The sequence below is a fragment of the Anseongella ginsenosidimutans genome (assembly GCF_008033235.1).
GTDB lineage: Bacteria > Bacteroidota > Bacteroidia > Sphingobacteriales > Sphingobacteriaceae > Anseongella > Anseongella ginsenosidimutans.
In genome coordinates this window covers 3,617,551-3,637,814 of record NZ_CP042432.1, presented here as the reverse complement: position 1 = coordinate 3,637,814, position 20,264 = coordinate 3,617,551, and the positions used below count along the sequence as shown (strand labels likewise).

Below are 20,264 nucleotides of genomic sequence, written 5' to 3'. Positions count from 1 at the left end.
CTTTCGAAAAACCCTTCTTCATAGTATATAAAGTTAAGGTAAATCTGAGGAAATACGCGGGCAATTAGGGCTCAAAGATCCAGAACTCGCCGGAACCGGAGAAGATTGAAAAACTGCTATACGGAGTATTATAGGCTCCTGTTATAATGTAAGCTTTATCATTGGCGATAAAAAAGGCATTTAGCCAATGAGCCTTGCTTACTATATTCTCCTTTTTTGTCCATTCACCGGTTTCCGGGGAAAATTCCCAGATGTCAGGCACTCCGTGATGGTCCTGGTGCCCGCCATAAATGTACCCTTTCCCCTTAATGGAGAAGCCGATGGCATTTTGCCTGAGTTCGCCCGGGAAATCCGGCGCGCGGGACCATTTGTCTGAAAGAGGATCGTATACCCAGAATTCATTCGTATAATGGCCAAAGCTGTTCAGCCCTGTTCCTATATAGAACTTTCCATTCAGAACAAAAGAAGCCTGCCTCACGTATTCCTTAGCCGGCATGTCGGCTATCCGTTCCCAGGAGTTTGTCTCAGGAGTATAGCTATAGTAGTCAGAGAGATAGCGGCTATCTCCGAATCCTCCGCCTACGTAAGCTTTCTCCCCGATAACGAAGGACTGGGTTTCAACCCGGGGAATCGAAGGGAAGTTAGCTATTTGCTTCCAGGAATTTCCCAGCGGATCATATTCGTAATAATTATTTGAATAATACCGCATATTTACTCCTGTTCCCATATAGATCTTTCCGTTTAGTGTAAAAGAGGACAGGCTGTTCGCCGCTCCTTCCGGATAATTCGTTTTCGGCTTCCAGGCGCCGCTTACGAGATCGTATTCCCAGATATCGCCGTAGGAATATACTTCTCCTCCGGATCCCGCTCTGCCGGTTCCTATATAGGCTTTATTACCTGTTACAACGCCCGTCGCATCAAAACGAGGCTTGCCCGGGAAATCCGGCATCCTGGTGAGATAAACCAACAGTTCAAAGTTTAATTCAGATGCTGCGACATTTCCCGCTACTTCAACAGTCAACGGCTTCCGGGAGCTATAATTATCGACAGGAAGTTCGATCTCCAGGTACGTGGTTCCGTTGGAGGAAATAGCCGCGTTCTTGTCATTCACTTTAACCAGGTTATTTTCCCGGACCGGGCTGAAATAATCTCCGTATATGCGAATTCGCTCTCCCGCACGACCTTGATAGTCAGAAAGTGAGTCTATTCTTGGGGGTGTTAGATAGAATGCAGAAAATTGAGTCGTTTGCCCGTTAACAGTAAGAACCACTTTTGCGGCTTTTTTATTAAACGAATCCGGAATGAGGCATTTTATCGTATCCGGACCCGCGGATAATACCGGAAGGGGGAGTTCCTCCAGGTAAACTTCCACCTGGGATGATTCGGTGGAATAATTGGTTCCGACTATTTGCAGCGTATCCCCCCAGGTTCCTCTATAAGGAATCAGCCTGTTAATGCGCGGCCCGCTACTTCCTTTGCCTTCAAATGACTGAGGATTGCTATATAAGAACTGACCATTAAGAATAGCGTAGGCTCTTACATAATACGTAACATTTTTTTTGATACCGCTGCTAACTTTAATTGAAAACTCTCCGCCTGCTTCGGGCTTTAACGCAGAAACATGATATGCATCATTGATGTCTGGATTGGGGTTTTCCGACCAGACGAAACCCAGTTCTGAAATCAACGGAATATCTTTTTCCATGACAAAACCGCGGAAGACAACGCCGGTACTGTCTGCTTCCGATACCGGGTAAGTAGTAACGCGGTCATTGTCTTTTGCATGTTCTTTTTTACAGCCCCATAGTGACATAAGTAAAAGGCAGACAAGCAAGTAACGAAAAATAGTAGCGTAGTCAATTAACATAAGGCGGTATTTCCAAATTATCAAGGTCAGGTCGCTTATAAAGGATTCCCCTCATTATCCAACTGCAGGAGGATTATCGAGTCGTAATATCCGGAGTTGTCTTCCCGGGCGTCTGTTCGGCGGCCAAGCAGGATATTTCCACCGTTTTTCATTGGATGGGCTGCCACAGGATAGGTACTCGAACAGCAGCTTGCTCCCCCGTTTTCCAACCGCCGGCTACCGTTAAAGAAACTATCCCACTGGAACAGCCCGTTTTGGTCTAATTTGAGAATATTCGTATTGTATCCATTTGAATATCTTGATTGTAATAACAAGATTTTATTGTCGGTGGTGACCATGTTAACTTCGGTTGCATAATCCAGCAGTTTCCGGTTCTCGAAAATGCCGGATGGGGAAAAGAAGAATAATGCCCGGCCGTTCGTAATTATGTAGTTGCCGCCCGGTATCCTTGAAAGCCTGGTTCCTCCCATGTGGTGTATGCCCAGACCAACCGTATTTTTCCAAAGAAGTTCACCCGCGTTGGTGTATTTTGCGATCATCACAGAATCGCAGTAATAACAATAGCCGGTCTCCGTGGCCACCGACATTTTAATGCCTGCGACCACAATTCCGTCTTCATCGGCTATAATACTTCCACTTTCTCCAATCTCAACCTCCGCGGTGTTAAGGACTTTTTCCCATTGTTTATTGCCGTTCGGATCCGTTTTTACAATTAGCGCGTACGGACGGTCGTAGCCGTTTGATTGCGGGATGGCCCTCGTTCCCGTAACTAAATACCCGCCGTCACTGGTTTGTTTTGCATAAAAAAAGTGATCATCCGCAGTAATAGGTTTTGTCCAAAGAAGGTTTCCCTTCTCCGTCATTTTTGCCAGTTCATTGAATCTTTCCCTTCCACCGGTAGTTCCCGTAAGAATGTAATTACCGTCACTTGCCTGTAGCATGGAATTAAATCTCGTGGAAGTGGGAAACGTTTTGGTTTTCTTCCAGTTTAATTCGCTGTCTATTTCCATTAAAAAGCAGGAGGGGAGGTCGTCATAAGTGCCGGCCCGGTCAGATTCCCCCAACAAAAGAAAGGTGTCTTCTCCTGTCGGCGCGATGTCAACAGGCCGGGTGTGGTAATCCGTTCCCAGAGAAATGTTTTTCTGGCCGATTGCAACTAAAACGACTGCGTGCGCGGTATCAAAGGCGCCGTTGTTCTTGTTGACGATTAAACTAACATCGTATTTGCCTTTTTGAGGATACCTGTGTATCGGATTTCTTTCTGTGGAAGTGGAGCCGTCGCCAAAATTCCATAAGTAAGTAATGGCATCCGATGAATCCGAACAGTTTTTAAAATAGAATGCCGAATCCGGAAAATTTGAGGGAGGCTGGTCTGATATCAGATGGCCGTCCCGGTTAATATGAACTGTAAAGCAGGCATTGGGCTGTTCTATCGTGATAACTTCTTTTTTCTCACAGCCTGAATGGAAAAGTTGCGCTGAGAGAATGCTTACGGCTAAGAGTAAAGGTCTTTTCATATCGAAACCCGAATTACAAGGTGATCTTGTCAATCAAGTAATATTTATCACCGCCGAATCCCAGGATGCCGGCGGATACGCTCAGCAGTATATTGCCATCCCGGAAGATCCTTAAAGGCGGATAACTGGTGGAATAGGTTTTCAAAGGGGCAAGGGACGGATAGGAAATGGCTTCGATCTTGTTTTTCGCATTTACGGCGCAATAGATAATGTCCGCGTTTTCGCTGAATGTAAAATCCACATAGTTCCCGGAATGATCTTTTATGTTCCGGTCAAAGGTCAGCGATTTATTGAATATACTGCCACTTCGGGACGTAATGAATTTGCTTCCGTCCGGAAAAGATTTTGCGAGGGAGGGACTTATCATGTAGTCCCCGTGATAAGGGTCTTCCTTTACGACTTCTGCTTTGCCTTCGGAATTAAACCGGAAGAACGTGATATCTTCCGGAATTAAATTGATAGTAATATCAATGAGTTCCAGGTCCGTTCCTTCCAGGTAAAGAAGCCGGGTACGTTCATGGAGCCCGCTTCTTCCGATCAATTTTTTTGTTGCCCGGTCGTATACTTTTAAGGGCCCGTTTGGCATCCCCGGCACCTCTGACCGGTCGGTTGTAGAAACAAAGAGTTTTCCCTTCTCCGCCACAACGGATAAGGCTTCCTCTCCTGATACATAAAGCCGGTCCTTAGTTGTTAACGTGGCGGCGTCCAATATCTCAATCCAACCGTCATAGGTTGAAACATAAAGTTCCGTATTAATTCCGCCAAAGTCTCCCAGGTCGCAATAGCCAATAGGTACATTCAGATCAACGGATGCCAGCTCCACGCTTTTCTCATAATCGACTGCGGAAATTTTTCCGGATGGCCGGTCATATAAATAGATCATTTTTCTATCTCTGTTGATCAGTACATCGGAAAAAGTAGCGCTTAAAAGGGTGCGAGGCCTTATATAGGTTGCGGTGCTGTAAGAGTTCTCATCACTTGCCGGGTCTGTTATCACCACAATTGTGTAATCTATGTTTTTGGCAAATGGCATATCCCGTTCTGTGAATTCCACGGAGTCTGCATCGTGCATTACTTTAATGATACTATTGGACGAGACAAATTCATTATTCTCCAGCACAATGGTGGATCGGTAAAGCTGGTACTCTTTGAAATCATTCCCTTCGTACTTTGTCCATTTTAAGGTGATCGTAGAATCGTTAATCACCTTATCAATCTTTAGCGTTACCTGGGGCTTTTTTTCAATAATAAAAATAGTTTCCTTTTTGCAGGAACCGGAAATAACAAGTAATGCGCATACGAGTAGAAGAGAAAAGTAAAGGTTATATTTCATATAAACGCTCCTATGTGATACGAAGCTAAAAAAAGACCGGAATATATCATTGCCTCTTCAGTAAAAAAGTACTGGCTGTAATCAGCGGTGCCGCCCCGCATTCGCTGCCAGCTGCAAAGCGGGGAGTTTCCTGATGAGTGCGTTATTAAATAAGGATACGCCCCGGTGGTTCAGGTGGTGAACGTCAAAAAAGCAGCTGTCGTTAAGGGAAATGAGTTTGTTGAAATTGTAGTAGGGGACGCCTGGAAAGGATGAAAAATAACGGTCTATCTCCTCTTCATTGCCTATGGAGGAAAGGTAGGCTTCCGATGTGGGCGCCTGGATCAGGATAACGGGGATGTTTTTTTCTTTCAGCAAGGCCAGAATGTCTTTAAAGGCGTCAGCATGTTGGTTGCCCCGGAAATTGATCCGTTTTTGAGGCAAAGGATTATGAAGCTCATCCGTGTCAGGAATGATAAGTTTGCTTTCCACGTAACCGCCGGAAATATATTTGTCACCTTTCAGGTGCTGCTCTTTTTTGGAAAAATCGCCGAGGAGGCTCCTTAATGTTGCATAAAGGAGCGTATTATAGGCTTTTACCTGGTTTACGTCTATGACCATCTCCAGCAGGCCCAGGTCAGGTTTTTTTGTGCTGTAGCAGATATCCAGGGCAGTTCAATCGGGCCCGCTACCAGGAGCGGAAAAAAGACACGAAAAGCCCGTAATCGGTGAAGGTCCGGACAGGACTGATCTTCCGGTTGTAAATATCAAATACATAAGACATTCCATGGAAGGTGTAAAAGGATATTCCCACAGGCAATATCAGGTTGAGCATATAGGGGCTTACATGGAAACCCATATTTTTCATCATTTCCCTGAAAGACCCCGCGAAAAAATTATAATACTTAAATGCAGCCAGCACGGCCAGGTTATTGGCGATGCTCAGCCATAGAAAAAACTTACGGCGTTTCTCAGCAGTTGTGTGATTGATCCAGAGGCCGAAGCTGTAATCAATGACCGTAGACAATAGCAGAAGGAAAACAAAACGCCAGTCCCACCAGCCATAAAAAATATGACTGGCCAGCAGTAATAGGTTATTCTGACTACGGAAATTTTTCCTGCACGCAAACCAGTATAACAAGTAGACAATAATCAGAAACCCAGCGAATTCTAACGAATTGAATAGCATGAACAATAATATTCAAAAGGAGCCTTACATTGCACAACACTATTTCCCGTTTTCGGCGCAAAACATCCTGTGATAATCTGTGAAGTAAACATGTACGGCATCCTCAGGAATAATTCTTACTTTTAGAAAAAAATTTTATGATAAGCACATCCAGATTTCCATTAATAGCGCTTGGCCTGGCAATGAGCATCTCTTCCTGTCAGTCTTCCCCGGGAAAGACCAACGGGGAGGAAGTGGCCGGCCCGGACTCGACCATTGCGCCGGTAGAAACAAAGGAACCGAACACAGATTATCAGCCGGCATTTGAGGGGCAAACCCGCATTGGCGGAATAAAAACCACCACTCCGTACGAAACTGAAGTACTGAGCGAGGGGCTCAACAGGCCCTGGGGCATTACCAGTTTGCCCGATGGCCGGTTTTTAATTACCGAAAAAGAAGGCACTATGCGGATTGCTTCCCCTGACGGTACCCTTAGCGGGGCCATCACGGGTCTGCCTGAAGTAAACGCAGACGGACAGGGGGGCTTACTGGGCCTTACCATTGATCCTTCTTTCGATGATAACCGGATGGTTTACTGGGCTTTTTCGGAAAAAACTCCGGAAGGGAACCTCACCGCTATTGCCAAGGGGAAATTATCGGATGATGAAAAGACCATTGAAAATGCGGAAGTGATTTACCGTGCAACTCCGGCTCATGAAAGTGCCTTGCACTACGGATCCCGCATTCTTTTTGATAAAACGGGGAACCTGATTTTTAGCACCGGCGAACGGTCGGACCTGGAAACAAGACCGCAGTCGCAGGATCTGAATTCTTCCCTGGGAAAGGTGATCAGGATCACTCCTGACGGTCAGCCGGCTCCGGGCAACCCCTTTGAGAACAGGGACGATGCCAGGGCGGAAATCTATTCCTATGGGCACAGAAACGTACAAGGCCTTGCTTTCCATCCAGAAACCGGCGATCTCTGGGAAGCGGAATTCGGGCCCCGCGGCGGAGATGAAATAAACCGCGTTGCGCCTGGAAAAAATTACGGATGGCCGGTCATTACATACGGACTGGAATACAGCGGTGAGAAAATAGGGGACGCCATTCAGCAAAAGGAGGGAATGGAGCAGCCGGTATATTATTATGACCCGGTTATTTCTCCCAGCGGGATCACCTTTTATAGTGGCAATGCGATCCCCGAATGGGAAAACAACCTGTTCGTGGCGGCCCTGAGCGGTATGCATATAGCCCGCCTGAGAATTGAAGACAATAAGGTAACCGGCGAAGAGCGGCTGCTCGCCGATGAAAAGCAGCGGTTCCGGGGCATAACCCAGGGTAAAGACGGCGCCCTCTATGCTGTTACCGACCAGGGAAGATTGTACCGGATCGGGAAGTAAATAATTTAAACAGAGCCTTTCCCGCCGTCAGCCCTAACGACAGGAAAGGCTCCTGTTTCCCCTGCCAGGATTATATTCCCCACCAGGGAAATCCATTTACACATCCACCTGGTGTTACGATCAAAAATTCGTGTACTTAAACTGCTCTTTGTTTTTGTTCCTGACAAGACAAAGAAAATGTGCGCACTGCGTACTATGTAAACTTTTTTTGAGCAGGTAAGGGGAAAAACAAGCAGGTTTTGGGGTGTGCGAATTTTGTGATCGCAACACGCGGCACGTGTTTTTAAGCACTTAAAAGAGTACTTAAAAAGGAGGTAGCTTGTTAGCGATGAATTACAGGGGGCCTTTCCGGGTCCGTGCCGACCGGGATAAACCTTATCCTGAAATTTTACATCCCGGCGACGCAATTGTCCGGGTGACCCGATCCTGCATTTGCGGTTCCGACCTGCACTTATATCATGGCCTGGTACCTGACACACGGGTTGGAATGACCTTCGGTCATGAGTTTACCGGTGTCGTGGTAGAGACCGGATCCCTGGTTGAAAAGTTAAAGCCGGGCGATCATGTATTGGTTCCTTTCAATATTGCTTGTGGCGTCTGTCCCTTCTGTAAACAGGAATTATACGGTAACTGCCACGAATCAAATGCGGAAGCCACCGCCGTTGGCGGCATATTTGGCTATTCTCACACAGCCGGCGGATATGACGGCGGGCAAGCCGAATACGTTCGGGTACCCTATGCGGATGTGGGCCCGGTGGTCATTCCTCCGGAAATGGACCCCGACGATGCCGTGCTGTTAACAGATGTACTGCCTACCGGCTATCAGGCAGCGGAAATGGGCGGAATTAAAATTGGCGACACGGTTGTCGTATTCGGAGCGGGCCCCGTGGGTATTATGGCGGCTAAATGCGCCTGGTTGTTTGGAGCGGGACGTGTTATCGTGATTGACCACCTGGAATACCGCCTTGATTTTGTAAGAAATTATGCGCAATGCGAAGCTTATAATTTCAGGTCGCTGGAAGATCCCGTTTTGTTCCTTAAGAAAACGACCGGAGATTACGGAGCGGATGTCTGTATTGACGCGGTAGGATGCGAAGCGGCCGGAAGCGCCATGCAAACCATCACCGGAAGAAAAATGCTGCTTCAGGCTGGTTCGGCAACGGCTCTTTACTGGGCTATTAATTCGGTGAAGAAAGGAGGCATCGTTTCCATTGTGGGCGTGTATGGCCCTACCTTTAACTTCGTTCCCATAGGAAATGTGGTCAATAAGGGGATCACTATCCGGGCCAACCAGACATCGGTAAAACGCCTTCTTCCTAAATTGATCAGTCATATTCAAAGCGGGTATATTAATCCGAAAGCGATCGTTACGCACAGGGTGCCCCTGGAAGAAGTAGCCGACGCCTACCATATCTTTTCCTCCAAACTCGATAATTGTATTAAGCCTGTACTCATTCCTCCATCTGCATATATATAAAGGGAGATAGCATGGAAAATGAAAAAAGCAAATTCGATCATATTAAAGGCTGGGCGGTGGACGCCGATTCCCGGAACGAACCTACCTACCCTATGAAAAAATATACCGGAGACGATCACCAGCGTTTAAACTATACGCGTCCCTATCAACAGCCCCGGAACGTGGAAGTACTTCATTCCAACGAACGCCCCGGGCTGACTGCGGTTTTTGGAACTTCCGTGCCGCCTTCGGGACTTAGCGGGAAGGTGCGTCGCTACGCATTTAATTACAGCGAAGGGAGTTTTGGCCATTGGCTGCCCCTGCTGCTGGCTGACCGTATTAATGTGGCCGAAGGAATTATTGATGATTTCAGAAAGGGCGTTATTCCAAATATACTTTCTGAGAAAGGCTGGAAAGCGGAATGGAAATATAACCGCAAAGGGCTGGTGCAAAAGGTACTGGTAACCGCGGCGGTAACCGTTGTGGTCATTGGATTATTGCGAAAGGGTAATGCGAATGGCTGAAGGGCCGGTCAACTATGCTAATTGTTTCATTTTACTCCCTGCCCGGCGGGGATATAACTAAAACCCAACATTATGTTTTACCACGTAAAAGAACTACAGTTCAACGCCCGTGTTTCGAAACCTGACCCCCGTTTTGCCAGCTTGCTGCTGGAACAATTCGGCGGCGCTAATGGTGAACTCAAAGCAGCCATGCAGTATTTTGTGCAGGCCTTTCCTGCCAAACAGCCTTATCCGGACAAATACGATCTGCTGATGGACATTGCCACGGAAGAATTCAGCCATCTCGAAATTGTGGGAGCAACTATCCAAATGCTCCTCAGCGGGATGAGCGGCGCCTTAAAAAATGCCGCGGAAGAATCTGAGATCATGCAGCTGCTGAACGGTACCGCGGCGAAAGAGAATTTTATCCATGAGGCGATGACCAACCCGCAGTTCGGAGTCCTTTCCGGCGGAGGTCCTACACTTACGGATAGCAACGGGAATCCCTGGACAGCCGCTTATGTCACCGCAAACGGAGACCTGACGGTTGATCTGAGGTCAAATATAGCCGCTGAATCACGTGCAAAGATCGTTTACGAATACCTGCTTCAGTTTACCGAAGATCCTTACGTTAAAGAAACGCTGCGTTTCCTGATGACCAGGGAAGTGGCACATTTCCAGATGTTCGAAGCAGCCCTTAATTCCATCCAGCCGAATTTCCCTCCCGGCGTACTGCAGAGCGATCCCCGTTACAGCAATACCTACTTCAATATGTCTAACGGAACCGAAGTCCGGGGTCCCTGGAACGATGGCAGCAGCCCGGAACTTGGCGAAACGTGGCAATACATTGACGATCCCCTGCAGAAAGTCCTTGAAACCGACGGATTGTTAAACATGGCGCCGGCGGGTACCGACAGGACTGAACAAAGCGTGAAGGAAAAGAACGAGGAAGTCAGCAAGCTGCGCCGTGCGGAAATAAACAAAGCCACGCCTGACAAAGATATTCAATGGAATACTTACCCTGCATCACCAAAAAAATGAAAAGCACTCATTGCGGGGAAATAAACAGCGAACGCAGCAAAACGGACCGTGTAGAGATCGTTTACTATACCGATCCGCTTTGCTGCTGGAGCTGGGCGCTGGGGCCTGAATGGAAAAAATTGCTGGAAGAATTTAACGAAAAAATTAGCTGGCGCTACTGCCTGGGGGGCATGATCCAGGACTGGGACCATTACGACGATCCCCTGAATACCATCAGCCGCCCCGCGCAAATGGGGCCGCTTTGGATGGAAGCCATGCACCGTTCCGGAAGGAAGATTCACTATAATATTTGGATGGAAGATCCGCCGGCATCGTCCTATCCGGCCTGTATTGCCGTGAAGAGCGCTGAAATGCAATCTTCAAGGGCGGGAACGCTGTATTTTGAAGCACTCCAGGAAGCAGTCATGTGCAAAGGACGGAATATTGCGAAGCCTGAAATACTAATGGAAGTCGCCAAAGACCTTGCAGCTAAAAATCCCGGATTACTTTCCCTTACTGATTTTTCCAGGGACCTTCGCGGAGAAAAAAGCAGGGCCGCCTTCCGTGACGATTTAAAAGACGTACGATATAAACGTATAGGCCGCTTTCCAACGCTGACCATTACTAAGCCAGGGGAAACAGGAATTATTTTAACCGGTTACCGGCACCATGAAATACTCCGGAAAGCATTTTTGAGGATTGCCGAATCTGATCAAGGCGGGTAGTGCTGTATCCAACCTAAAACATGTTTAGGTGCAATTTCAGGCTTAACGGAACATTAGGTTCAAAACGAAAATAATTTATCTTTGAGCGGCTGACTCATGCAGCTGCGAAGAGAATGGAGATACTCAGGGCCGAAAACATATCCAAATCTTTTGCTGGTGTCAAGGTGTTGGATAACGTACGCCTCCAGGTGGAAGGCGGCAGCGTTCATGCCTTAATGGGAGAGAACGGGGCCGGTAAGTCAACCTTCATGAACATCCTCATGGGCATGTTCCCTCCGGACGAGGGAAGCTTATACATTCGCGGGAAAGAGGTCCGCTTCGCAGGCGCCCGGGATGCCATTCGTCATGGCCTTTCCATGATCCACCAGGAATTACTGGTTTTCCCTGAACTTACCGTGGCGGAGAATATTCTCATGCGGCGGGAACCGCTGGCCCGTGGGGGATGGATCAGCCGCAGTCGTTTATACGGGCAGGCGGCGGAACTCATGAAACAGCTGGAAATTACCATCCCTGTGCATGAAAAGATGAAAAACCTGAGTATCGGGGCCATGCAAATGGTAGAGATTGTTAAGGCCGTTTCTAATCAGGCCTCCGTCTTTATCATGGATGAACCAACCTCGGCCATCTCTCAAAGGGAAACAGCTATACTTTTCAGAATTATAGATGCCCTGAAGCAGCAAGGCAAAGCCATTATTTATATTTCACATAAAATGGATGAAATATTCCGTGTGGCGGATGCCGTTACCGTATTGCGGGACGGAAAATATATTGCCACCCGTGAGAAGGACGCGCTGGACATGCAGGAACTGATCACACTGATCGTGGGCCGCGAACTGGGAAATTTGTACCGGAAGGAGGAGACGCATCCCGGAGACGTCCTGCTGGAGGTAAAGGGCCTGCATGCCGCCGGGGCTCGCGGCGTTTCCTTCGCGGTCCGGAAAGGAGAAGTAATGGGTATTGCCGGCCTCATGGGAAGCGGGAGAACATCCATTGCCCATGCGATAGCAGGAATGGAAAAAATAACATCCGGGGAACTGCTGCTGAACGGCCTCCCGGCGCGCATTGATTCGCCCGGGGCAGCAAAGAAACAAGGCATCGGGCTGGTAACCGAAGACCGCAAGCAATGGGGCTTAATACCGGAGGCTTCGGTAAAACACAATATGGTGCTTTCTTCGCTCAAAAAGCACAGCCGTTCCATGCTGCTGGATCCGGCGCGCGAGAATGCGGTAGCCGACCGCGAAATAGAACGATTCCGGATCCGGGCTTCTTCCCGCAATCAGGCGGTAAAGAGCCTGAGCGGGGGTAACCAACAAAAAGTCGTTCTTTCAGGAATGCATCTCAATAGTCCCGGGCTGATTATCCTTGATGAACCTACGCGCGGGGTGGATATCGGGGCGAAACAGGAAATTTACCAGTACATTTCCAGCCAGGCAGCCCTTGGGAAAGCGGTGATCCTGATCTCTTCCGAACTTCCTGAAATCCTTGCCCTGAGCGACCGTATTCTGGTGATCCGGGAGGGCAGGGTGAAAGCAGAACTGGGCAGGGAAGAGGCCTCCCAGGAACTGATCATGAAATACGCGATGACACATGAACCAGCTAATTGAAAACCTTCCCGCAAAGCGCATAATGAACGGCGGCTACCTGCGGAAATACGGAATGCTAAGTGCCTTTGCGCTTATTTGCCTGATATTATCTTTAGTAACGCCCAATTTTTTCTCCCTGCAGAATGTGACAATTATCCTGCGGCAAGTATCAATTAACGGGATCCTGGCCATTGGGGTGACCTTTGTCATTATCAGCGGGGGGATTGACCTTTCGCTGGGCTCAGTAGTAGCCTTTACCGGGGTCGTGGCCGCCTTATTTGCCCACCCGGGAGAATATCCACTCATAGCAGCGCTTACCGCCGCTATTCTTGCCGGCCTGGCGATCGGAGGGCTGAACGGCCTGGCGGTGACCCGGGGAAAAGTTGCTCCTTTTATTGTTACCCTGGGAATGATGACCATCGCCCGCGGGCTGGCCCTGGTAGCCAGCGAAGGTCGCCCGGTGACCAACCTGTCCGATTCCTTTAATTATATCGGTGGCGGCAGCCTGCTGGGCGTACCGGTTCCTATACTTATCTTCAGCGCGATCATACTGGTCAGTTCTTTCCTGTTGAATAAAACAAGGATAGGAAGATATATGTACGCGGTAGGAGGGAACGAAAAGGCTGCCTATGCATCCGGCGTGCCTGTGAACACCGTAAAGGTCGTTTCCTATATGATCTGCAGCGGCATGGCCGCCATTGCGGGGATCGTGCTGGCCTCGAGGATCACTACCGGACAGCCAAATGCCGGAGTAGCCTACGAGCTGGATGCGATCGCGGCCGTGGTTATCGGCGGAACAAGCCTTGCCGGTGGCATCGGAAGTATCGGCGGAACCGTTCTTGGCGTGCTATTGATCGGCGTCATTAATAACGGGTTGGATTTATTGAATATTTCTTCCTATTATCAGCAAATAATCAAAGGGGTCATTATCATCGCTGCGGCGCTGATAGACCGGAAAAAATAACCAAGATGTCAGTATTCAAGATGAAAACAAAAGTTAGCGACCGCAACATCAGATCTTTCGCAGGAATAGGGGTACTCGCTGTATTGCTTAGCGCTTGCCAGGGCGGCGGGCAAACCGACGGGAAGCTGGTGATCGGCGCGTCCATGCTCAGCCTGCAGTCCGAATTTATTGTAAAGGTAAAGGACGCCATGGAAGCCGAAGCAAGCGAGCAGCAGGTGAAGTTGATCGTAAACGACGCGCAACGTGCGGCGGTAAGACAAGTTCAGCAGGTGGAAAGCTTTATTGCGCAGGGCGTGGATGCGATCATTCTCAACCCTTGTGAAATGGAGGCCAGCTCACCGGCCGTCCAAAAAGCGAAAGAAGCAGGCATTCCCATTATCAACGTCAATTCGGAAACGAGCGCCGAGCCGGACGGCTTCGTAGGATCTCGCGATGAAGAATCGGCCGAAATAGCGCTTGAGCATATTGTAAATCTGCTTGACGGAAGGGGGAATATTGTGGTTATGCACGGTTATATGGGGCAGGCTGCCCAACTAAAGCGCGCGGCCGCAACCAAGACGGTGCTGGCTGATCATCCGGGCATCACCATCCTTGCGGAGCAAACCGCCGAGTGGGACCGGGCTAAAGCGATGAGCCTGATGGAAAACTGGATTCAATCTTACGGAAGCAAGATCAATGCGGTATTTGCCCAGAACGACGAAATGGGGATGGGCGCCTTACAAGCGCTGGAGCAGGCTGGCCTGAAAGAAAAAGTAGTGGTCGTGAGTATTGACGCCATAGATGATGCCTTGCGGGCGGTTAAGGAGGGGCGGCTGGATGCAACGGTTTACCAAAACGCGGACGAGCAGGGAAGAAAGGCCGTTCAGATGGCGGTCGATTACATTCAAAAGAGTGATTCCGCCGCCGGAGGTTCCATCTATATTCCTTTTCAGCTGGTTACCCGCGAAAATGTGGATCACTTCCTGAAGTAAGCTCTGCTGAAGCGGCCATGTTTTATGGGTAATATTCAGTCAGTAATTGCAAAGAAAATGGGACTTTTTTCTATCATGGTTCTCTAAAATTGCGGGCGAAGTATTATTTTACTGAGCGTGCTGTATGTGCTGAAAATTGGCGGCACAGAACACAGCGTACTAACTAAACTAAATTTTTCCAAAGACCATGAACCTGACCAGGAAAAGGATAACCTTTATTGCTCTTTTATTTTCGGCCTGCATTCAGAGCGGCTGTGTAATGAAGAAGGAAAAGGCTGAAAAAGACACGATTGACCGGGAGTACGTTCTTAATTCGAAAATGACCGGCTACACCGGCGTCGGAGGCGATATTGACGGCGTGCGGAACCCGGTGCTGCGCGCAAAGAAAGGCGAGCGGGTAAAGATCACTCTTATCAACGGAGAACTGATGGCGCATGATATTGTCATGGAAAAACTGGGCCTCCGCAGCGAACCGGTAGTGGAGGAAGGAGATACCGCGGTGATCGAATTCGAAGCGCTGGAAGACGACGTTTATTTCTGCAGTATTCCGGGGCACCGGCAGATGATGAACGGGCGGTTTGAGATCGTAGAAAGTTTTGAAAAGACTATCAGCGACGTGGGTTATTCTCCGCGAAAGAACGGAAAGCCCCTGAACCTCGGATTTGAACGGGCAAGCTTAGCAGACTGGAAGGCGGAAGGAAGCGCTTTCAGCGCTAAATCGGTCGCCTTTGATCCGGCTCCCTGGTATCCTGATAGTATGGAGCTGAAACAGAGCGGGGATTATTACGTAACCAGCGGCGGTACAAATAATTACGTGGCTACGGGCGTCCTTACTTCGGAAACGTTTGAAATAGCCGCTCCCTGGGCGTCTTTTAAAGTGACCGGAGGCGCGCTGGAAGGAACGCGGGTGGAACTGGTGCTTGCCGGGCAGGATACGGCTTTTTTCGAGATTTCCGGCCCTGTCAATGTAGGGCATATTGCGGGTAAAACGCAGGGGGTTTTCCGGCCGGTGGTGGTGAACCTGGAACCTTATATGGGAAAGGAAATGTTTATCCGCCTGGTCGATGAAGAAACCGGAAAAGTGCCGGAGATACATTATATAGGGGATAATAAATGGTCTCATATTTCATTTGATGATTTCCGTTTTCATAAAGAGCGGCCGGAATACGTCCGGGAGTTATCGCCTGCTGATATTATTATCCTGCCGGAAAGAGACGTAGTGGAACATGCCGGTCTTTCCGGGGAGGAAGCGGTAAAAGCGATGACGCTGCCGGAAGGATTTTCAATTTCCCTGGCTGCTTCCGAGCCGGAAATAACCAAGCCTATCGCGATGGCAATGGATGACCGGGGCCGTTTGTGGGTCGTGGAATCCCATACCTACCCCGTGCGGGCCGAAGAAGGAAAGGGAGGAGACCAGATCCTGATCTTTGAAGATACCGATGGCAATGGTTCCCTGGATTCAAGGAAGCTGTTTATTGACGGATTGAACCTGGTAAGCGGCATTGAGGTAGGCTTTGGCGGCGTTTGGGTAGGAGCCGCTCCCTATTTCATGTACATTCCCATTGACGAAACCGGTGATGCACCGGCCGGTGAGCCGCAGATACTGCTGGACGGTTTCGGTTACGAAGATACACACGAGACAATGAATACCTTTAAATGGGGCCCGGACGGCTGGCTGTACGGCACGCACGGGGTGTTTACCCATTCGAGGGTTGGAAAGCCCGGCACGCCGGATGAGGAACGGGTTGGCCTGAATGCGGGGGTATGGCGTTATCATCCTACCCGGCATGAGTTTGAAGTATTCGCGCACGGCACCAGCAATCCATGGGGTATCGATTTCAATGATTACGGGCATACCTTTGTGACGGTTTGTGTGATCCCTCATTTATTTCATATGATCCAGGGAGGGCGTTACTTCCGTCAGGGCGGAAAGCACTTTAATCCGTATACGTACGATGATATCGAAACCATTGCTGATCATGTGCATTGGTTAGGGGACAGCGGTCCGCATGCGGGGAATTTCCGTTCCGCCGCAGCAGGCGGGGGCCATGCCCATGCCGGCGCCATGTTTTACCTGGGTAACGAACACTGGGGCCTGGATCGCAATTCCATTTTCATGAACAATATTCACGGCCACCGCGTAAACCAGGATAAGATCAGCCGTTCAGGCTCCGGGTACACGGCTTCTCACGGTGAAGACTTTATTCTCACGAACGATTCCTGGTCCCTCTGGCTGAATTTCCAGATCGCTCCCAGCGGGTCAATATTCGTGCATGACTGGTATGACCAGAATCAATGCCATAACCCTAATCCCGACGTACATAACAAGACGCTGGGCCGCATTTATAAAATCTCTCACAAAGAAGATAAATGGGTGAAAGTGGACCTCAGCAAAAAGACGGACCTGGAGCTGGTGGAATTGCAGCTTCATGAAAATGAATGGTACGTGCGGCACGCCCGTCGCCTGCTGCAGGAAAGAAAAGCCGGCGGCGAGGTACACCAGGCCCTGTGGAAGATACTGAACGAGAACCCGGACGTCACCCGGAAGCTGCGGGCGTTGTGGGCCCTCCATGTAACAGGGGGCATCAGCGAGCAGCAGTTCCTGGAATTGCTGGATAATAAGGACGAATATGTGCGTTCCTGGGCCATACAGCTGATGGCGGAAGATAAGAAAGTGCCTGCCGGTGCGGTGGCCCGTTTGGAACAAATGGCGGCGAATGATGAGTCGGCCCTGGTGCGTTTGTACATCGCGTCTGCTGTTCAGCGAATGGATCCGGCCCAATGCTGGACGATCCTGGAGAACCTTTGTTCACATGAAGAGGACTTCGAAGACCATAATCTTCCCCTTATCGTCTGGTACGCCCTGGAACCGATGGTAGAACTGGATGCCCAGCGGGCTATTGATATTGCAAAGGAAGCTGCCCTGCCCAATTTGCTGACTTACACCGTACAACGCCTGGGTGCAACCGAGGACAAGAGCGCCGCCATGACCATTTTAAACAAGACCAGGCAGGAACTGCAGGCGCAGGATGACTTGCGGGAAGATCAGGCTGCGGCTATTGCTGTTATTGAGCAAATTGCATCGGGTGGCGAATAGCGTCAGGTGGTGAATAGCGCCGGGGTAGCGAATAGTGAAATGGGCCGCGGCGCGCGCGTGCTGGTTTGATTGCCCGGACTCGCTCAGGCAATTTGTGCGGCGGAGCCGCACGAATTGACATCGCTCGCTGCGGGCAATCAAAGCCTTGTACGCTGGCCTGCGCGCTGGCCTGCGTACAACAAAATCAGGTACATTAACGGCTATTCAGCGGTAATAAAGCCAATTTTCGACTTATATTATGTGAACTACTTATAAGGGTTAATCGTGTGCTTATGCATTATAAACATAAACCCGGAGATCGCACGATGTGCGGAGGGATTGCGCCCGGGGGCTGGCCGGCCCGCAGCGAGCGATGTTGATTCTTGCGCCGCAAGAATCGCCTGAGCGAGTCCGGGCAGGCCAGCCCCGGCGCAGCGCGCCGCCCTTATTGTATTCCGGTTCAAAGCCCAAGCTGCGATAGCCATTTCGCGGCCAGCCCCGGCCAGGCGTCAGCGGCAGGGTTTCCTGGGCGGAGGCCGTAGCCGTGCCCGCCTTCGGTATAGAGGTGCTGCTCTGCCGGCACTTTCGCGTCGCGGAGCGCTCCGGCCATAACCAGCGTGCTGTTTCCATGGGAATCGTCAGCTGTGGCGAAAAGAAATACCGGCGGGTAATCGCTGCCGATCTCCAGGTCCGGGGTAATGCTGCGGTTTTCTCCCTTATCAAGATAAGCCGGGTAGATCAGCAGGGAAAAGGAAGGTTTTGCTGTTAAGGAATCGGCCTTGTCCTGCGGCGGGTAAAGTTTTTTTTCGTGAAAGGAGCTGCCCCGCGCTACCAGGTCTCCGCCTGCTGAAAAGCCGATGGCGCCTACCTTGCCGGACTGTATTCCCCACTCCTCCGCACGGCTTCTGACCACGCGCACCGCCCGTTGGAAATCCTGCAGGGCGTTCAGCGGTTTTTTGGGAACCCGGTATTCCAGTACAAAAGCGGTAAAGCCCAGATCGGCCAGCCAGGCGGCCACTTCATGGCCTTCCAGATCAATAGCGAGGATGGAGTAACCTCCGCCGGGGCAGACAATGATGCCGGCCCCGCGATTCTTTCCGGGCGCAGGCCGGTAAACATGGAGTACGGGGTCGCTCACCCGCGAGATCCTGGTTACGTCCCGGCTGGTATCATCCGAAAGCTCGTGAGGTTTTTTGGGACCGGTTTCGCCGGGAACGTCCTTCCATAAGTGAATGATTTCCCTCTCCTGGGCGGCAGCGTTAAAATACGCGGTGATCCCCGCGATCATCAAAAAGAGCATACGATAGTTCATTGTTTTCCTTTATCTTTAAATCATTTCCCATCCCTTCCTGACCGGTTCCCGCAGGTACTTATCTGCTTCGGGTAAGCCAATGGCTTTCATGTCAGGGCCGTCCCAATGGATCTTTTTTCCGCCCAGGCGAAGGGAAAGTACACCAAGCAGGGTAAGTTCCGTCAGGCGCGCTCCGTAAATAAAGTTAGCGCTTGCTGCCGGGCCTCCCTTAATTGCATCGATCCAATCCCTGAAATGGCCGTTGGAACGGGGAATTTCCGGCTTTGGCGGATTGTACCGCTCACGCCTCTTTTCGGGATAGATCTGCGGATTAGAGCCCCCCGCGCCGGTAACGATAATTCCTTTTTTGCCGATAAAGAGCGAGCCCCGGTGGGGCATTTCCACATCCTTTGGAAGCAATTCCGGCCGGGGAGGCTGCAGTCCGCCGGAATACCAGACCTGCTTAAAATCAGGCTGGTCGCCATTTTTTTCAAAATAATAATAGCCGGTTTCTCCGTAAGGAGCAATGTGTTCATCGCTGTATCCGGCCGGAAATACCTGTACGCTTTTGGGTGTATGCAGGTTGAAGGCCCAGACGGAAGCGTCCAGGTCATGACAGCCGAAGTCGCCAAGGGCGCCGCATCCAAGCGCCCAGAAATCCCGCCAGGTAACCGGCACGTATTCCGGGTGCAGGGGCATGAAAGGGGTAGGGCCCAGCCACAGGTCCCAGCCGATATCTTCTCCGCTTTGGACCGGGCTGGCAGGGATGCCGCTCAAGCCGGGGTTCCAGCGCTGGGCAGGTACCCAGGTATGCGCTTCTTCTACTTTCCCGATGGCGCCGTCGCGAAGGTATTCCACCGTCTGGCGGATACCTTCTCCGCTATGAAGCGAATTTCCCATCTGGGTAGCCAGTCCCGTTTCCTTTGCGACTTCCTTTACTTTCCGGGCTTCCCAGATATTATGGGTAAGGGGCTTTTCGCAGTACACATGTTTCCCGGCCCGCATGGCTTTTAACGATACATAAGCATGGGTGTTGTCGGGAGTGGAGCAGACTACCGCGTCAAGCGAAGATTCCTTTTCGAGCATTTCCCGGAAGTCAAGGTATTCGCTGATCCGGTAAGAACTGTTCTGTGCCTGGTAATGGTCTTCGATCATTTTCTTTACCGGCCCGCGGCCGGCCTTTGATTTGTAATAAAAGTCCTTCAGATCCCAGTAGGGAGCGGGATCGGCGATACTGGTAACCTGGACGTCGTTCAGTTGCAAAAGCGAGCCTGTGTTTTGCCTCCCTTTGCCGCCTGCTCCGATGATGCCCACGGTTACCTTGTCGCTGGGCGCCAGGAAGCCTTTGCCGCCCAGCACGTGGCGGGGCAGGATCATAAAGCCGGCAGCGGAAACAGCCATTCCTTTAACA

16 protein-coding genes are annotated in these 20,264 nt (G+C 50.2%); 9 read left to right on the top strand and 7 right to left on the bottom strand.

Annotated elements, in window-relative coordinates; genetic code table 11:
* Positions 1–64 precede the first annotated feature (64 nt).
* The 5 genes from FRZ59_RS15215 to FRZ59_RS15195 form a co-directional block, all read right to left on the bottom strand.
* Complete coding sequence (locus tag FRZ59_RS15215; RefSeq protein ID WP_132128659.1) at positions 65–1,867, bottom strand: IPT/TIG domain-containing protein; 1,803 nt, start codon at positions 1,865–1,867, stop codon at positions 65–67.
* Between the two features lie 35 nt (positions 1,868–1,902).
* The gene (locus FRZ59_RS19620) at positions 1,903–3,384 is read right to left on the bottom strand and encodes a PKD domain-containing protein (RefSeq protein WP_132128658.1); all 1,482 of its coding nucleotides are present in this window, start codon (positions 3,382–3,384) and stop codon (positions 1,903–1,905) included.
* Positions 3,385–3,397: 13 nt separating this feature from the next.
* The gene (locus FRZ59_RS15205; protein WP_132128657.1) at positions 3,398–4,717 is read right to left on the bottom strand and encodes a hypothetical protein; all 1,320 of its coding nucleotides are present in this window, start codon (positions 4,715–4,717) and stop codon (positions 3,398–3,400) included.
* A gap of 81 nt (positions 4,718–4,798) precedes the next feature.
* Positions 4,799–5,317: a hypothetical protein gene (locus tag FRZ59_RS15200; protein ID WP_132128656.1), complete on the bottom strand. Its 519-nt coding sequence runs from the start codon at positions 5,315–5,317 to the stop codon at positions 4,799–4,801.
* A gap of 67 nt (positions 5,318–5,384) precedes the next feature.
* A complete protein-coding gene (locus tag FRZ59_RS15195; protein ID WP_147698361.1) occupies positions 5,385–5,723 on the bottom strand; it encodes an MBOAT family O-acyltransferase in 339 nt (112 codons plus the stop codon).
* Positions 5,724–6,022: 299 nt separating this feature from the next.
* Between FRZ59_RS15195 and FRZ59_RS15190 the strand changes: the two genes are divergently transcribed.
* The 9 genes from FRZ59_RS15190 to FRZ59_RS15150 all read left to right on the top strand — a co-directional run bounded on the left by FRZ59_RS15190 (position 6,023) and on the right by FRZ59_RS15150 (position 17,583).
* Positions 6,023–7,264, top strand: coding sequence for a PQQ-dependent sugar dehydrogenase (locus FRZ59_RS15190; protein WP_132128654.1), 1,242 nt, complete (start codon positions 6,023–6,025; stop codon positions 7,262–7,264).
* A gap of 328 nt (positions 7,265–7,592) precedes the next feature.
* Positions 7,593–8,741, top strand: a complete 1,149-nt coding sequence (locus FRZ59_RS15185; protein ID WP_225975300.1) for a zinc-dependent alcohol dehydrogenase — start codon at positions 7,593–7,595, stop codon at positions 8,739–8,741.
* Positions 8,742–8,752: 11 nt separating this feature from the next.
* Entirely contained in the window at positions 8,753–9,244 is a 492-nt protein-coding gene (locus FRZ59_RS15180; RefSeq protein WP_132128652.1) for a hypothetical protein, read from the top strand.
* 72 nt (positions 9,245–9,316) lie between these two features.
* Entirely contained in the window at positions 9,317–10,264 is a 948-nt protein-coding gene (locus FRZ59_RS15175) for a manganese catalase family protein (RefSeq protein ID WP_132128651.1), read from the top strand.
* Positions 10,261–10,968, top strand: coding sequence for a DsbA family protein (locus FRZ59_RS15170; RefSeq protein WP_158640648.1), 708 nt, complete (start codon positions 10,261–10,263; stop codon positions 10,966–10,968). The genes FRZ59_RS15175 and FRZ59_RS15170 overlap by 4 nt, the downstream gene beginning before the upstream one ends.
* A gap of 113 nt (positions 10,969–11,081) precedes the next feature.
* Complete coding sequence (locus FRZ59_RS15165; protein WP_132128649.1) at positions 11,082–12,572, top strand: sugar ABC transporter ATP-binding protein; 1,491 nt, start codon at positions 11,082–11,084, stop codon at positions 12,570–12,572.
* Positions 12,556–13,515: an ABC transporter permease gene (locus FRZ59_RS15160; RefSeq protein WP_132128648.1), complete on the top strand. Its 960-nt coding sequence runs from the start codon at positions 12,556–12,558 to the stop codon at positions 13,513–13,515. Before FRZ59_RS15165 ends, FRZ59_RS15160 begins: the two co-directional genes overlap by 17 nt.
* 5 nt (positions 13,516–13,520) lie before the next feature.
* Positions 13,521–14,486, top strand: a complete 966-nt coding sequence (locus FRZ59_RS15155; protein WP_207910249.1) for a sugar ABC transporter substrate-binding protein — start codon at positions 13,521–13,523, stop codon at positions 14,484–14,486.
* A 259-nt stretch (positions 14,487–14,745) separates the two neighbouring features.
* A complete protein-coding gene (locus FRZ59_RS15150; protein WP_207910248.1) occupies positions 14,746–17,583 on the top strand; it encodes a PVC-type heme-binding CxxCH protein in 2,838 nt (945 codons plus the stop codon).
* A gap of 439 nt (positions 17,584–18,022) precedes the next feature.
* On the opposite strand, the gene FRZ59_RS15145 is transcribed toward FRZ59_RS15150, so the two are convergent.
* Entirely contained in the window at positions 18,023–18,874 is an 852-nt protein-coding gene (locus FRZ59_RS15145) for an alpha/beta hydrolase (RefSeq protein WP_132128646.1), read from the bottom strand.
* A 15-nt stretch (positions 18,875–18,889) separates the two neighbouring features.
* On the bottom strand, positions 18,890–20,254 hold the full coding sequence (locus FRZ59_RS15140) for a Gfo/Idh/MocA family protein (RefSeq protein ID WP_207910247.1): 1,365 nt from the start codon (positions 20,252–20,254) through the stop codon (positions 18,890–18,892).
* Positions 20,255–20,264: the final 10 nt, after the last annotated feature.